This window comes from Leptospira venezuelensis, assembly GCF_002150035.1.
Classification (GTDB): domain Bacteria; phylum Spirochaetota; class Leptospiria; order Leptospirales; family Leptospiraceae; genus Leptospira_B; species Leptospira_B venezuelensis.
Genome location: NZ_NETS01000008.1, coordinates 109,217 through 124,420 on the forward strand (window position 1 = coordinate 109,217; position 15,204 = coordinate 124,420).

Consider the following 15,204-nt stretch of genomic DNA (forward strand, 5'->3'; position numbering starts at 1 on the left):
AATCTTTGCTCTTTCAACGACCAGCCGATACTATTGGAAGGACTTTATGGCTGATTATTCAGAACAGGAACTGGAGCAGATCCGCTCCATCTTGGATCCGTTGAACAAGAATCCGGAATCTTCCGAAGATTTGAATCCTATGCTTTCCTCGTTCCGCGAGAAGATGGGATACGGCGTTCCTATATCTATCGGGGATGACGATGAGGACCAACAGGAAGAAGGATCCGAAGAAAGTTTCGATCTAGGTGACGAAGAAGAAGCACCAGAACCTATCCAAAAGCCAAAGCCATTATCCTTTTCCGAAGACGATGATATCGATCTAGACGAATTATTAACTGAACCTTCCAAAGCGAGCGCAGATGCGGGAGAAGATCCTTTTGGCGGATTTGACGAAACTCCGCCTGCATCCGACGATTTCGGTGATTTTGGAACTCCAGAGCCAGAATCGGATCCATTTGCAGATTCAGGCTTAGATGATTTCGGTGCGCCTTCCGACACAGCAGAACCTGAAGCGGGTCTGGAAGATTTTGGAGCTCCTACAAGTGAAGAAGATCCATTTGGTGGATTCGACTCTTCTCCTGAACTAGATACTCCTTTTGATTCTTCTCCTAACGAAGATTTAGTTTCCTCTTCACCGAGTGCTGACCCGTTCGCAGATTCTGATCTAGGAATGGATGATTTCGGGGCAGGAAGTTCCGATTCTTCGGACGATCCTTTCGCAGGAATGGGTGGAGAAGAACCTGGAGGTTCCGGTCTAGAAGACTTTGATTCTCCTGCTCCTTCCGCTTCCGATGATCCATTTGCAGCATTCGATGCTTCCGGAATGGAAGATACTCCCGGAGACGAATTCGGTTTAGAAGAAGGAGACCCGTTTGGAGCCTCCCCTACCTCAGGAGATTCTGATTTTGGAGACCTAGGTGGCTTCGATTCCGAACCGTCAGGTTCCGGAGATTTTGGCGGAGATGATTTTGCCGAAGCTCCTACAGACTCCGACCCATTTGCAGATTTTGCACCGGTTTCCGGTGGAGACCACGATCCGTTTTCAGATCTTTCCAGCGCAACTTCCATTCCAGAATCTGATCCATTTGCTGATTTTGCAGCAGAACCTGCTTCCCCAATGGAAATGGAATCTGTTCCTGAATCTTCAGATTTTACAAGCTTCTCCCCGGATCTGGATTCAGACTCAGGTGATGAGGATCTTGGAGGCGCCGCATTTGAAGAAGACTTACGTTCTTTGGGTGGAGAAGATAAGGACGAGATAGATAAATCTCTTACAGACGAAGAACTTGCAATTATTCAAAGAGAAATACTTCGTTATCCTCCACTTTTACGCAGAACGGTCATTGAATCAATTGTCCAAGACCGTCTTTCTAAAAAGGCTCAAAGAGATCTATTAGAACTTATTAAAATAGAAAGTAGCCCTGAGGATATCGCTGCATTCTTATCATCCGCATTAGGTGTCACAGTTGCACTTACGGATAGAAGTGGAGCTTATTCCGCAGATGGCGTTCCTATCATTTCTTCTGACCCTATCTATACAAGAGAAGGCGTATTAGAAAGAAGGAAGAAGATCCGCAGAACATTCTTCGCAGCTGCAGCAGCGCTGTTGATCGGATTTGGAAGTTATTTCACTTACAAACATATCATTCTTCCAAGACAAGCAGCTCAAAATTACGAAGCAGGCCTGGAACAGATCCGTGAACTAGGGGCTAAAAGATTCGCGGGAACTTTGGGCGATGAAGAAAGAAAAAAATATATAATCAATATAGAAGATTCTTATGAGAAAGGTTTCGATATTGATCCTTATAATCTGAAGTATATGAACCTGTACGGAGTGGAATATAGCCGTGCAGGAGAATACGATCTTTCCTTCCAAAAATTATTCGGTAAGATAGAGCCGGATTTAGGAATGGGAACATTAGATTCTTGGAATAAAAGAGAACAATCTCCTATGGTCCGATTGGCTCAGGGAGAATCCTGGAATGATAAAAAGCTTAAGACCAATAAAGGTGTAAACCAAGGGATAGAAGGTATCAAATTCCTTTTAGATCAGGAAAAAACACCAAGAAAGGTAATGGTCGCGGGTGCATTCCTCGCAATGAGACTGAAAGAAAGGACTCACGATAATAATACCTACAGAAATCTTGGCTGGTTCCATTCTCAGATCATGCCGGATTTTGCTGAACCGAGCGAAGGCAAGAAAGGAAGATATAAGAATGACGCGTTAGCCGTTGATTATTATTCCAAGGTATTCACTGACGGAGAAAGTCCTTATGATGAAGATTCCACTGCTGGTATCGCTAAAATATACTATAACAGAAGAGAATTTGGAAAAGCAGCGTCTTTTTACAATAGAATTGTAGAAGCAAATCCAAAGAGTATCCCTGGCCAAGCAGGACTTGTTTCTACATATTTAGAAATGTGGAAAGAAAGTGGAGATCCTCAATTTGTTTTGAACCATCATCGTCTTCTCAGAAACAATCTGGACATGGAATCAGAACTCCCCTTCTACACTCTTGCAAAATTAGCATCTTTTTATGCTGCAATTGATCCGGAAGAGCTTAGGATAAAATATAATATCAATCCGGTTGACCAAGTTTCGGGAATCGAAATAGAAGAAAGTGCAATCCGTCTTTTAGATACTATTTATAGAAAGTCTATGGAAGATGAAAGGACTGGAGTTGAGATAGAAGGAAAAGATTACGCAGAAGGATATTACCAACGCGGACAATATTATCTTTCTCAAAAAGAAAATAGCCAAGCAAGAAGATTCTTCGAAAAAGCGGCTACTCTAGATCCGAAACATTGGCTAGCAGTCCTGGAACTTGCGGAACATTCTATCCGAGTTGGAAATTTTGAAGAGGCAACAGATCTTTTAAAAGAAGCTGAATCTCGTTATACAAATAGCGAGCGTTGGTTCGGCTCAAAAGATGAAGACGAAACATTATTCGAAGGAAATCCTGCACGCATTCATTTCGATCTTGGAAAGATCAGATATCTATTGTCTGCAGGACTTTCAAACAAGGATTCGCTCAAAGAATTTCCTGGTAGAAAAATTTATCCATTCCGTTCCCGCTCCGAATCTGATGGCAAAAGCCTTTCTGTATTAAAAGAAGAAGAAGAAAAAAGAAATCGTAGAAACGAACTTAGAAATTCGCTTCAAGAATTTGCAAAAGTAGATTCAGAAGAGCCTAAATTTGATTTAGTCCGTAAATGGAGAAGAGAACTTCCGGCATCCATGTTGAGAGAAATGAAATTTTTCAAAGGCTGGGTAGAATATATGGATTCTGACTTCGACAAATCTTTAGCGGATTGGACAGGTTTCGAAGATAAGGACGAGTATTATAATCCTACTCTTCTCATGGCAAAAGGAAACGCATTTTTTTATACCGGTCAGACCAAAACTGCTCTCGGATATTTCCTAAGAGTAAAAGATGATATGGAAGAAAAACTTCCTCAAATGAGTTCACCTAAAACGGAAGATCCATATCACCAAGAAGTGTATCAAACTCTGACTGCTGCTTACAATAATATTGGTGCGTGTTACGAAACTCTATCGAAAAAAGCAAATGTACAAGAGTCCGAAAATTACACTGCACAAGCCCTACAAAATTATTGGAAAGCAATCGAAACTGCTCGTAAGATCAATGAAGCAAGCGAGATCTCACTTGCAAACAAAGACCTTTTATTTAAAAAAGAAGCTCTCAAAAGAGAGCCTCTTTTAGAAGACTGGGTCTCACCAACACTAGATTCGATTAAAGATCTAGTGCGTAAATAAAGCCTAACGCCGGATGACTCCGGCATTAGGCAGTCTATTTTAATCTTTTGTACATCGAACTCTAAAAGATACTGTATTTGCAGCACCACCTCCAAAAGGAGATACTCCACAATTTACTACCTGTAGATCGTAAGTTGTAAGAGAGTTCTCCATGATAGTGGCGGGACAAGTAGTGGTCGGGAAATACGTTCCGGAAGCTGTATCTATATCCACATGAAAAGGACCAGCGCCTCCTGTCACATTCACCCCGAAATTCACAGAAAAATCCACATTATGAATAAATAATGTAGGCATTTGATCTGCATCGTCCATAAGAAATCCAATCCCTCCTGCTCCTTCCTTACAGTCCAACTTGTCAGTAAGGGTAAAATAATTACCTCCCACAATCATGCTAACGGTATCTGTATCCGGTTTCGGAAGGTTTGAGATCGAGTTCGCAGCCAACAGAGCAATCACACCTTCATTGCCCCCATCTTTCTTGCCGTCACAGTTCACTACATTTGTTAAAGTTAGTATACTGATGATTAAAGTTTGAAAAATTATAGATAGTCTCATCCAATTTCCTGTTTTGCTATATTTCTATTTTCGCTAATTTCTTTTCACTTTCTCAGAAGAACAATTAGCAAAGGTATTATTTGAGGCTGAAGGAACTATAGTTAGCTAAATCGGAATGAACAATACAATCCAGGGAACTAACATCAGAAATTTATATGGAGAATTTGCGGAATTAGCCGTAAAATGCGGTGCTGGGACCTACAGCATCGCTTTCACTGAGGCGTTTACTTTTTCTTTTTGACGAAAAGAGATTTAATAGCTACTACAATAAAGAATCCGAACATTCTGCTCAGGCGAATTAGTCTCCAAGGACGGACCATAATTCTCCAAAGCCAAGTTAAACCCTTCAGTTTGAAAACGTTCGGAGCCTTTTTTACTTTTCCGGAAAGAATATCCATAGCCGGTCCGACTCCAATCACAACTGCGTGACCGAAAAATGCGGTATTATTTTCTACCCAGATCTCTTGGTCTGGGAAATCCATTGCAAGAAATATAATATTTGGACTGGTCTTACGAATGGATTCTTTTACAAGCAACTCGCGTTGAGTATTTAGGTAACCCGCATGACGTCCTACGATACGAACTCCAGGAAAATGTCTGGAAAGATTGAAATAAACTTTCTCAACAATCTCTTCCTTTCCACCCAAAAGAAAAATAGAATAATTTCTAAGCTCACATAGACGGACTAAGTCCATCATAAGTGCAATTGTAGGAATTCTCTCTTTTAATTCCCCGCCTAATTTTTTAGCAGCCCATTGAAGACCTGCGCCTTCTGCCAAAATGAGGCTAGCTTTTTGCGCTATCCTATGTAATTTCTTCCCTTTACGGAGGGCCATAGTCTTGATCGGATCTAAAAGAAGGACATGATGAAATTTATCCTTCTCTTCCATGAGATGATAAATTTTTGCTACTGCCTCATCTAGGCTGGCATTATCAAAAGGCACACCTAAGATAGGCGCCTTTTCCAGATCATCCACATTCAGGGTCTGATAATCTAGTAAGTAGTCGCGATCATCCTTTGCAGATAGATGGCGTATTTCCCCTGGCTGTTTCATAGGGATCATCTTATTGGACATAATTTGTGAGTCAATTGAAACTTGTGATTCCTATCCTCCAAAATTAAGGAAGAATCGGCATATAAGTCTCAGTGTCCTTTATGGATTCTTTATTTCCTTAAGAATACGAACGCAATCGTAAAAAGAATCTCTTTCAGAAGCAGAGGCAATCATCGCATAGGATAATGGACCTAATTCAGATAGCTCGATGATCTGCTTGGGGCCGATCCCGCCGATCGGGGTGACAGGTATTTTAGCAATTTGTAAGGCTTCTTGGACTCCGGATAGTCCAATAGGAAGATCTTCAGTGTTTTTTGAGTTGGTAGCATACACTGGTCCAATTCCAGTATAGTCCCAAACACCGGGCTCTAAGCCCGCTATGTCTTTAGAATTATGACAAGAAGTGCCTAGGTATAATCCGCTTGAGCGGACCTTCTTCTTATCCTCTAAGGAAAGAGAAGCATAATCTTCTTTTCCTATATGAAGCCCAAAACATTTCCATTCCAAGGCCTCTTTCCAATAATCGTTGAGTATGATTGGAAAATCAGGAAAAGCTTCTATCAGGCTTTTATAAACCTTCTTTAATGAATCTGGAGTTTCTTTTTTGGCGCGTATCTGATAGAATGGGATCCATTCTCTTTGGTAACTCCAAAGTTCCACAATACTGACCGGGTCCTTGGAAAATTTGGAACAATATTCTAAATCAAGGATTGGATATATACCAGGTGCTTTCCAGATGCTATGTCTAGGTCTAAGTGGGAATTCCAAAAATGATTCAACCTCCTCCTACAAATTTCAGGATCTCTATTTTATCTCCTTCCTCTAAGAAAGAATTCTTCCAATGGTCCCTTTTTAGGATCTCTCCATTCTTCTGGATCGCTACCGTCTCCGGTTTTAATTTTAAGGATTCTAATAGGGAAAATAAGTCCGGAGAAGAAAGTTCCCCGATAGAGAATTCCTTACCGTTTACAATCATTCCATGCACCTCGGTCTAGATACTTCATTCCGGTTGATTCTCCGCTAACGTCGAATGTTTTTTAGTTTACCGTTCTGTCCGGGCCGAAAACGATTTACTTATATGACCCGATTTCTCCCGTATTTACTAGCAATCGCACTCCTAGGTATTTTATCTTGTAATAGCGGAGAGAGAGATATCAAGGGAAATGCTTTGGCGACTTTCTACGCAAACTGCACCGGTGGATCTTATCCTGCCTGTAAGAATGCTTGCGAAAATAAGTACGGCACCACGGTCACTACAACAAATTTGGCCGGTTTGAATTCCTGCCTTACTTCTTGTAATACAAGCTGTAATGTTTCTACATTTTGCTTCCAATTATCCCAAAGCTGCAAAAGTGATTGTGATAATTATCTGAACACCTGCATTCTAGTTTTAGGTGCGAGTGGATTCGGCCAGTAATCAGCGTAAGTTTCCCAGCCTAAACATGGAGGCCGCAAAAATTCCCGCGGTCTCTATTCTTAAAATAGATTCTCCCACATTTACAGATAAAACCCCAAACTGAGAGATCAGTTCTAATTCTTCTTTTCTAAATCCACCTTCCGGTCCTATCAAAACTGTTTTGTTCTGTATATTTTCTGGATTGAGTTGTACTGCTGATCTTGGATCGAAAAGTATAAGCTCTTCATTTTTAGATTTGGATTCTTCTAAAAATTTAGAAAGTGCAAACGGTCCTTTGATCTCAGGTAAAAAATCTTGATTAGACTGAGAAGAAGCTTCCGCCGCTACTTTTAGAAGTCTTTCCTGGTTTAGGTCCTTTCTATCCGAATGAGAAAATATTAAAAAAATAAATTCAGTAATTCCAAGCTCTGTCCCTTTTTGGATGAGCCATTCTAATCTATTTCCTTTCGGAATTGCAGTCGCTATCTTTGCTTTAGTTTTAGGTCTTTCTTTTTTTTCAGTACCGACAAGACTTCCAATCTTGGAAGAAGAAGGTACACTGTAAGTAAAACTTAACCCCGCACCATCTTTGATGATCACTGTTTTATCTTCAGAAAAAACTCGAAATGCTTTTAAATGGGAGATTTCTTCTCCCTCTAGTTTCAGTTCGGGAGAAGAAGAATATCCTGGTCGAAAAAAAACAATTTCTTCGGAGGACATTAGAGTCTGTTTAAATTATCCAATTCAAATAGAGAAGGATCCGGTTTTACATCCCTATCCACCTCAGTATATTCCAATACGCTGATCGCACCTGTATTCAAATCCAACATTTCCAATCGACTGACTATATCTTCTTTTGTGACCTTCTGTTTTGCTTTTACCTTCACTGGACCGTACTTTATGTTCATTGTTTTATAAAGTACCCCGTCTTTGTCATGGAAATCCAAACGAATAGGTCTTAATGTATCCGGTTCCAAAAGTAAAATCAGTTTGGAATAAAAATAAGGAACGATTGGTCGAAGAGCAACCCGTTTCATCTTCTTCCCTGCAATATCCAAATCACTTTGAACGATAGGATTATAATTTGCTTGGTAAGAAGTTCCCGCCAGATCCACAAAACTGAATCCAGTGTTCAGATGGTTTTCGTATTTTTCTTCGTCGTTCTTTTTGAAAATTTTCCGAGAAAGAGCGTTAAAGGCGAAGATCAACTCTCCATCTTCTTTAAATAAGATCTTATATTCTAAACCTCGACCTTTGCTTTCAAATAGAGAGAGTGAATCTTCTCCCTTTCTGAAAATACTCATATCCCAGGTCCAGGAATCTCCTGTCTTTTTGATCAGGATCAGATTTGCTTTTACTAGACCATCCGTTTTTAAGAGTGCCTGGTCTAGTCTTGCGACTAGTTCCTGGGCAACTCTTGCTTTATCTGGCGGAGTCTGAGCATGGGAAACATCCCCAGCCATGAAAATCGGGAATATTAAGATTATCGAAATAAGATGAAACTTTTTCAAAACCTTTCCTTCCCGATAAATCCAAGGGATCTAATTTAATTACTCTGCTCTTAAACTAGGTGCACTATAAGAGTAAAGACTGTGAACAGAACCTTGGGCTTGAGCGGATTCACTCCTTCTTTCGAATCTGAGTTTTCCTTCCCGAAGTCCTTTATGTAAATCTTGGACGGAACGGAATCCCATATCCTGAAAAGAAAGTCTTAGTCCAAGGCTTAAATAAGGAATAAAGTTCAGAATTGAACCTCTATCCACTACGGAACCACTTACACCCTGGGCCACTTTTACTTTTTGCCCCTCATTGAAATAACGTTTGTCACCGCCAGCTTTCATAGCCTCGATGCTGGCCATTCCTCGATACTTTTTGAGACGTATTCCGTTTTCATAAAAATACTCTCCGGGTGCCTCGGATGTTCCTGCAAACATAAATCCCATCATACATGCAGAAGCCCCAATTGCCAAAGCATTTGCGATATCTCCAATATTGGAAATTCCACCGTCTGCAATAACTGGAACATCATGTTTTGCCGCATGGGCAGCAGTCTGGTAAACAGCAGTTGCCTGTGCTCTACCCACAGCCATGGTGTCTTGAGTGATACAAATGGAACCAGGCCCCATTCCGATCCTAAGTCCGTCCGCTCCCGCACCAATCAGATTTTCTGCTTGGCCACGGGTGACCACGTTACCACCGATCACTTCTAGGTTTTTGAAATTAGATTTAATGAATTGGAGCATCTCTATCTGGTAGATCGAGTTCCCTTGAGCGGAGTCAATGATGATCACATCTACTCCTGCCTCATACAATGCAGCAACCCTGTCCCTGGATTCAGGTAAGGTAGAAACCGCAGCTCCACATCTGAGCCTTTTGTTCTCGTCCTTGGAAGAATCAGGAAATTCTTTATTCTTCTTCAGATCAGAACGACTTACTAAAGAGATAAGTTTTCCGTCTTTATCTATGATCGGAAGTTTTCCGATCTTCTCTTTTTTGATAATATCGTTTGCTTCTCTTAGAGTGATCCCTGCTTTACCCGTAATCACTTCTGTGGTCATAACTTTTTCCACAGGGATAGAACGATCTCTCTCAAAATCGATATCTCTATTTGTTACAATTCCGACCAACTTTGAATTTCTGGTTCCGTCTGCAGTGATCGGTATTCCAGTGAATCCCAAAGTTTCTTTAATCCTGTCCAAATCATGGATTGTATTTTTTGGTCCAAGAACAACCGGGTCTGAAATAAAACCGTTCTCAAAACGTTTCACTTTGCTGACTTCAGCAACCTGTTCTTCTACAGTATTATTATAATGGATAATTCCAATCCCTCCCATAAGGGCCTGTGCAATAGCCATTGAGGACTCAGTCACAGTGTCCATTGGGGAACTTACGAATGGTCTTTTGAGTTTGATTTTTTTTGTTAATCTAGTCTCTAGTTCTACGTCAGAAGGATTGAAGTCGATAAAACCGGGCAGGACTAAAAAGTCCCGATAAGTAAGCCCGATTTGCATGCTGAAAAGTTCTTCGCCGGATAGGCCGTCTAAAAATTGGGAGTCTCGGTAAGATTGGTTTGACATTAGTGTACCTTACCTATTACATCAAAACGAAGCCAAAGGCTGGAATCAAGATAATTTTCCGCCGGAATCCGATCGACCTAGGAATTTAATGGAAAAGGTTCAAAGGAAACAAAGAGACAAAGAGTTCATCACAGATCCTGGTAAAAAACTCCATATCATTGGAAAATTTCTACTCAAAACAGATCTACTCGTAAGGGATACGGAAACTCACGAATCCGTTCAACTTCTCTCCGTCAATAAGGACGCCACAAAAATTTTAGTACAAGGTCGAATGGCCGAACAATTTAAGCTGAATGCTCATATTGTTTTGTACAAATTACTCGCGAGATATGTCGAACTAGAGTGCGAGGTCCTAGAAGAAAAACCCAATAATCAATACATCATGCAGGTGGAGCATGTTTCCATCGCAAGCAGAGAAAGAAAATTTACGAGGATCAAACCTCCAGATGGCAGTGTTTGGATCACTAACCTGCGCACTAGCAGGACCACAATCGACGCGAACTTATTCAATATACCGACTTCTGTAAAAGTCAATTTTGCGGATACGGAAAGAACTCTTAAACCAAAGTTCGATATTGTCAAAATAGATGTTTTCAATTCTATCGGGGATAAGTTCGACCTAGTCAAAAAGACAGGTAAAATATTATATATCCCGAATACACAAAAACCGGATTGTTATAAATCATCCGATCCCGACGGATTTATAGATTATGAGCATGAACTAGGCGACGAAGATGATGTTCGTAAAAAGATCATAGAATATGCAAACCAAAAGATCAGATCAGAACTGATCGTTCCAGTTATCTATATCAACCACGATGAGCAAGCAATTCCAATCGGATATGTACATGCCCAAAATAGGACAAAAGAAATAGATTTAGCAGAAGTAATGGAAATTAAGACGCTTACATTTGATATGGTAGACCGGATCAGAGAATCCAATACCATTCTAGTAAAGGAAAGATTTTCTGTTATAGATCTTTCTACTGGCGGCTTGAGAGTGAAGATCAATCATCCTGATCTTAATAGCGAACTTCCCAGAAGAAAAGGATTTACATTCGATATTTTTTTCAAAATGCAATCACCGATCACTGCTTATGGAGTAGTACGTTCAATTGCAAGAGATACGGACGGTAATTTATATGTAGGACTTTCTTTGGAAGGAAATTCTGCAAGACCTGGAGAGAAAAAACGTTTTATAGACAATGTAAATCGTATGCTTTCTGACTCCGGTGTAAAAGTTGGCTAAATTTGAAAAAAATTTCCAAAAGCCGATCTTATTTTGGCTTCATCATTTTTCAAAAAGATATATTATATAGAGTGAAGCGGTAACGCCTAAATTCTATTAGAGCCCCGCTTTATGGAGGCTCTATGATATATTCTCCAGAAATCAAAACATTAGATCCCTGTAAGGGCAAAATTGTCTGGGCGCCAATCAAATCTCTCTGGTTCATCTCTTCCATTTCCATTTTTCTAATATTCGGGTATTCAACGTATTCAAGTTCGAATGCGTTAATATCATTTATATTAACCATTCTCACACTTAGTTTTGGACATTCTGTCGGAATACATCGAGGTCTGATCCATGACTCGTTCTCTTCTTCGATAGCACTAAAACGTTTCTTAACCTATTTAGGAGTTTTGACAGGTTTAGGTGGTCCGATTTCCTTAAGATATTTACATGATCTGAGGGATTGGGCGCAAAGAAGTCGGGCATGCCATCCTTTCTTTTGCCATTACGATAATATATTTAAAGATTTCATAATACAGATGAATTGTACAATAAAATTAGAGCGGCACCAAACATTTCGTTACGAAAACAACTACGGAGAAGATAAAATCATTCAATTCCTGGAAAGAACTTGGCTACTGCAACAGATTCCACTCATTATACTCTTTGCATATATCGGAGGCCTAGGCCTGGTCGTATGGGGAATATTTGGAAGAACTTCTACATGCATATTAGGTCATTGGTTAGTGGGTCACTATGCTCATAAAAGAGGTGAATTGATCCGAATTGTCCCAAATGCATGCACGCAAGGATATAATGTTCCTTTTATTTCACTTCTTACAATGGGGGAATCACTTCATAATAACCATCATGCATATCCGGAATCAAGCAAGTTCTCTCTTCAAAAAGGAGAGCTGGATCCTGGTTGGTGGTGTATACAGTTCTTAAGTTTATTCGGATGGATCAAATCAACGAATGTAGCGGAGGTCGGAAGAACTTAAGGAAAGTCCCACATTCGAACATCTACGAATAGAACATTTCCTTCTTCCATACTTTTGGAGTAAGTTACTAAAAGAAGGTGACTTTCCAAATCAAAGTATGGATTACTTGCGATCCAACCTCCGGAAGAATCTTTTGCGTTTCTATAAAATTGTTCTAAGAAATATGGTCTCCAACTCCAATTCCTCCCTACAAAAGAATCGTCTTCCAACATTCCTGAATCCGAGATACTTGAATAATTAGGAGAAAGTTGTCTTCCTTCATGATTGGTAACATACATTCTAAAAACGGATTTTTCCAAAAGATAAGAATTTCTTAATTTAATAGTTACAATTCCTTCCGAAGAGATGACTTCGATCCCGGAAGATTCCAAACGATCTTCCAGTTCCTTCTCCTTTTTAATCCTTCGAAGTAACTGGTATTTCTTATAATTAAAGAATAGTTCATGGAGTTGGGAGAACCGGATACTCAAACCATTGATATCCATTAACTCAGGACTTGGTTCTGCAAAATAAAAACCTTGTAAGAATCTTGCCCCGTAAGTGAGAGCATTGTATAATTCTGTTTCAGTTTCTAAACCTTCGAATAATAGAGAACATCCTAAACTTTCAGCAAGCCTGGACAAAGTAAATAGGATCTCTTGGAAATTTCGAGAAGCAACGGAACTGCGAATCAGGCCTAAATCAACTTTGATAATGTCTGGATGTAATGCACCGATACGGTCCAGGTTAGAAGATTTAGATCCGAGATCATCTATCGCGACTAAAAACCCCGATCTTTTATACAAATTGATCAAAGGTTTTAACTGATCTATTTCTCCTGAAAAATGTTCTTCTACAATTTCAACAACTATCCTTTTAGGATCCAAACCCGAACTTCTTGCGATTTGTAAAGTATAAGGTTCCTCATCCGTTTTTGAAGAAAGATAATCCTGCATAAAAGAAGGAGATATATTTAGAAAAAGTTTTGCCTTAGGATCTATACCCGGAGTATTACTGATCTTCTCCACCGCTTTTTTGCGAACGGTCCTATCTATTTCTAATTTAAGATTTTTGAATTCTTCTCGTTCAGAGATAGAAAAAGAGTGAGGTATATCTGCTAAGAAGAATGGGCCAAGACTATGGACAGCGCCTTGTTTATCTATAAATCGAGCTAAAGCCTCGTAACCAAAGATTGAGTCTTTTTCGACAGATAAAATAGGTTGGAAGTATGGAACTATCTCACCTTCGGAAAACCATTCCTGCCATTTGGACGCGTTCCAAGAAGTTCTTCCTTCACTCATTCTTAACAATAAAATGGAAACCCTGTAAGAAGGATCAAGAATTTAAAATCAAAAGTTTAGATCAAATGCTAAAAGAAGAATGAAGACTAATTAAACTAGTAACCGACTCCCAGTCCACAACCGAAACCGTCTGGAATTCCAATCCAAGGAGTTCTTGGTTCAGAATTTTGTATCAAATATCTATTGCCGCCTAAGTTTTCTCGGAGAATTTCCACAAATCTCTCTTTTGTGAAAAGATCTTGCGATTCGGTTAACAATTTCAATCTATCATAGTATACTTTCAAATTTGGATCTAAGATCTGGTTTTCTCCGGAAGAAACAGATTCTAAGTATCCTAAAGGAATATTTCGAGTATAATGCCCCACTCTCCAGTTAGAGACTGATTTCAATTTACTTAATAAAGGGTCCGTTAAAGCGTTTGCATCGACGATCTTATGAGTTTCTCCGGAAAAATAGCCATAAAAGCCTACGTTAATCGTAGCGCATGCCTTTCCTGGATCTTTAGGGGCCTTTTTATACTTTCTACCTGCATCCGCCCATCCATGAGTCGGGAAGTCCTTGAATTTGAGGGAGCGTATAAAATTTGTGCTTCTAAAATAAGCACCTTTTTCATCTTGGATCTCTCGATCATTTCTAAGCCTAGTATACTCTTTTGTAATATACAGATACGAATTTTGGTTTAACAGAAATAAGGCGATAAAAAATAGAACGCTCACTCTAGGAAGAATAATAGGAGAAAGTTCCACGAATAGGAACATACAGGCGACAAATGGAAGGGCAAAAAATCTTCCCGCCATAAAATCCCCGCCTATAGTGCATATATAAAGGATATATAGGCCTATACCGGCAGATAATGTTGCGTGTAAAAATTTACCTCTCCATACAAAATATGGCAAAAGTAAAACTACAATAACGACTGAAAGTGAGGTATAAATATCCCAACGAAAACTATTTTCTAAGTAGTCCAGACCGTAAGGCCATAAATTAGAAACCGTTAGGCCAGTGTTCAATTTTGCATAAGCAGTATTCGGGAACAGATATCCATAATATACTAATGAAAACGCTGACCAAAAAAGAATTGGCATAAGCCCGAGAGCAGCGGCCCCTATAAACTTACCCCAGATTTTTTTTCCTTTTAAAAATTTATATAAATACAGAAGAAAAGGAAGTTCCAAAAGAACGGTATCTTGCCTATTCAAATATGATAGAGAAAGATAAAAGAAGAAGAGGAAAAAGTCTCTAAAATCTCCCCTCTTCTCTAAATCAAATACCTTAGATAAAAATAAAATAATCAAAAGAAAAGAAAGCGGGTTTTCCAAACCAGAACTGGAAAAATCCACAAATGCTCTGGAGATAAGTAAACTTAAAAGTATCCAAGAACCATACTGCCAGTCCCCTTTTCTTTTCCCAAAACGAGAAATAAGCAAAGAAACCGTTGCTCCAACACAGATCCAAGAAAGAATTAGAGAAGAATAATATACTGGAATTTTGCAAAAAGAAAGAAAGATTATGCAGAATAGCCAGAGAGGATGAGTATAAGCCTGGACTCTTTCATAAGTATTCCACCTAAGTCCAAAACCATTTAGAAAATTCTCTACAGTCCTGAAACTGATATAAGCGTCTTCTGTGACCCAAGAATTTACGATGACCACATAAGCGAATAGAATACATGAGATCGGAAAAAGAGTTTTTGGAAGAGGCTTTTTAAAAAAAGACAAGAGTTTTTCTGAGACTGAATCCACTCACTCCAAAGAAACATTCGGAATCCAACTGTCATTCAGAATTCGGATGCAAATGAAATTGTCCAAACTTTACTTTGGGATTTCTTCTT

The 15,204-nt window shown here is 39.4% G+C and carries 13 protein-coding genes; 4 read left to right on the forward strand and 9 right to left on the reverse strand.

The annotated features are described in order from the left end of the window. The first annotated feature begins 46 nt into the window (after positions 1-46). Positions 47-3,778 carry a tetratricopeptide repeat protein gene (locus B1C82_RS04605; protein WP_086446447.1) on the forward strand — a complete coding sequence of 1,244 codons (3,732 nt, stop codon included), beginning with the start codon at positions 47-49 and terminating at the stop codon, positions 3,776-3,778. A gap of 39 nt (positions 3,779-3,817) precedes the next feature. Here B1C82_RS04605 and B1C82_RS04610 read toward each other — a convergent pair whose 3' ends face one another. The 4 genes from B1C82_RS04610 to thiS form a co-directional block, all read right to left on the reverse strand. Further along, positions 3,818-4,333 (reverse strand): hypothetical protein, encoded by a 516-nt coding sequence (locus B1C82_RS04610; protein ID WP_086446448.1) that lies wholly within the window; start codon positions 4,331-4,333, stop codon positions 3,818-3,820. A gap of 224 nt (positions 4,334-4,557) precedes the next feature. Next, entirely contained in the window at positions 4,558-5,388 is an 831-nt protein-coding gene (locus B1C82_RS04615) for a WecB/TagA/CpsF family glycosyltransferase (protein ID WP_020771613.1), read from the reverse strand. 99 nt (positions 5,389-5,487) lie between these two features. Further along, positions 5,488-6,156 (reverse strand): thiamine phosphate synthase, encoded by a 669-nt coding sequence (locus B1C82_RS04620; protein WP_086446449.1) that lies wholly within the window; start codon positions 6,154-6,156, stop codon positions 5,488-5,490. Positions 6,157-6,163: 7 nt separating this feature from the next. Continuing rightward, positions 6,164-6,364, reverse strand: a complete 201-nt coding sequence (gene thiS, locus B1C82_RS04625; protein WP_086446895.1) for a sulfur carrier protein ThiS — start codon at positions 6,362-6,364, stop codon at positions 6,164-6,166. A gap of 102 nt (positions 6,365-6,466) precedes the next feature. Here thiS and B1C82_RS04630 point away from each other — a divergent pair, with 102 nt between their 5' ends. Further along, entirely contained in the window at positions 6,467-6,805 is a 339-nt protein-coding gene (locus B1C82_RS04630) for a hypothetical protein (RefSeq protein WP_086446450.1), read from the forward strand. Here the strand turns inward: B1C82_RS04630 and B1C82_RS04635 are convergent, their stop codons facing one another. From B1C82_RS04635 to guaB, 3 genes are all read right to left on the reverse strand, one after another. Beyond that, on the reverse strand, positions 6,806-7,504 hold the full coding sequence (locus tag B1C82_RS04635) for a 16S rRNA (uracil(1498)-N(3))-methyltransferase (protein ID WP_086446451.1): 699 nt from the start codon (positions 7,502-7,504) through the stop codon (positions 6,806-6,808). Next, a complete protein-coding gene (locus B1C82_RS04640) occupies positions 7,504-8,247 on the reverse strand; it encodes an outer membrane lipoprotein-sorting protein (protein ID WP_086446452.1) in 744 nt (247 codons plus the stop codon). Before B1C82_RS04640 ends, B1C82_RS04635 begins: the two co-directional genes overlap by 1 nt. An 87-nt stretch (positions 8,248-8,334) precedes the next feature. After that, positions 8,335-9,861 carry an IMP dehydrogenase gene (gene guaB, locus B1C82_RS04645; RefSeq protein ID WP_086446453.1) on the reverse strand — a complete coding sequence of 509 codons (1,527 nt, stop codon included), beginning with the start codon at positions 9,859-9,861 and terminating at the stop codon, positions 8,335-8,337. 88 nt (positions 9,862-9,949) lie between these two features. On the opposite strand from guaB, the gene B1C82_RS04650 reads away from it, so the two are divergent. Then, positions 9,950-11,110: a DUF1577 domain-containing protein gene (locus tag B1C82_RS04650; RefSeq protein ID WP_086446454.1), complete on the forward strand. Its 1,161-nt coding sequence runs from the start codon at positions 9,950-9,952 to the stop codon at positions 11,108-11,110. Positions 11,111-11,232: 122 nt separating this feature from the next. Then, positions 11,233-12,093, forward strand: coding sequence for a fatty acid desaturase (locus tag B1C82_RS04655; protein WP_086446455.1), 861 nt, complete (start codon positions 11,233-11,235; stop codon positions 12,091-12,093). Here B1C82_RS04655 and B1C82_RS04660 read toward each other — a convergent pair. Beyond that, entirely contained in the window at positions 12,090-13,373 is a 1,284-nt protein-coding gene (locus B1C82_RS04660; RefSeq protein WP_199775812.1) for an EAL domain-containing protein, read from the reverse strand. The two genes, B1C82_RS04655 and B1C82_RS04660, sit on opposite strands and share 4 nt — an antisense overlap. A 95-nt stretch (positions 13,374-13,468) precedes the next feature. Next, the gene (locus tag B1C82_RS04665) at positions 13,469-15,091 is read right to left on the reverse strand and encodes a hypothetical protein (RefSeq protein ID WP_086446457.1); all 1,623 of its coding nucleotides are present in this window, start codon (positions 15,089-15,091) and stop codon (positions 13,469-13,471) included. Positions 15,092-15,204: the final 113 nt, after the last annotated feature.

Bases quoted from the DNA above. Each gene is read 5' to 3' on its own strand.
- B1C82_RS04635 (WP_086446451.1), bottom strand. From the start codon at position 7,504: ATGTCCTCCGAAGAAATTGTTTTTTTTCGACCAGGATATTCTTCTTCT.
- B1C82_RS04650 (WP_086446454.1), top strand. From the start codon at position 9,950: ATGGAAAAGGTTCAAAGGAAACAAAGAGACAAAGAGTTCATCACAGAT.
- B1C82_RS04660 (WP_199775812.1), bottom strand. From the start codon at position 13,373: ATGAGTGAAGGAAGAACTTCTTGGAACGCGTCCAAATGGCAGGAATGG.
- guaB (WP_086446453.1), bottom strand. From the start codon at position 9,861: ATGTCAAACCAATCTTACCGAGACTCCCAATTTTTAGACGGCCTATCC.
- B1C82_RS04610 (WP_086446448.1), bottom strand. From the start codon at position 4,333: ATGAGACTATCTATAATTTTTCAAACTTTAATCATCAGTATACTAACT.
- B1C82_RS04615 (WP_020771613.1), bottom strand. From the start codon at position 5,388: ATGAAACAGCCAGGGGAAATACGCCATCTATCTGCAAAGGATGATCGC.
- B1C82_RS04640 (WP_086446452.1), bottom strand. From the start codon at position 8,247: ATGGCTGGGGATGTTTCCCATGCTCAGACTCCGCCAGATAAAGCAAGA.
- B1C82_RS04630 (WP_086446450.1), top strand. From the start codon at position 6,467: ATGACCCGATTTCTCCCGTATTTACTAGCAATCGCACTCCTAGGTATT.
- B1C82_RS04605 (WP_086446447.1), top strand. From the start codon at position 47: ATGGCTGATTATTCAGAACAGGAACTGGAGCAGATCCGCTCCATCTTG.
- B1C82_RS04655 (WP_086446455.1), top strand. From the start codon at position 11,233: ATGATATATTCTCCAGAAATCAAAACATTAGATCCCTGTAAGGGCAAA.
- thiS (WP_086446895.1), bottom strand. From the start codon at position 6,364: ATGATTGTAAACGGTAAGGAATTCTCTATCGGGGAACTTTCTTCTCCG.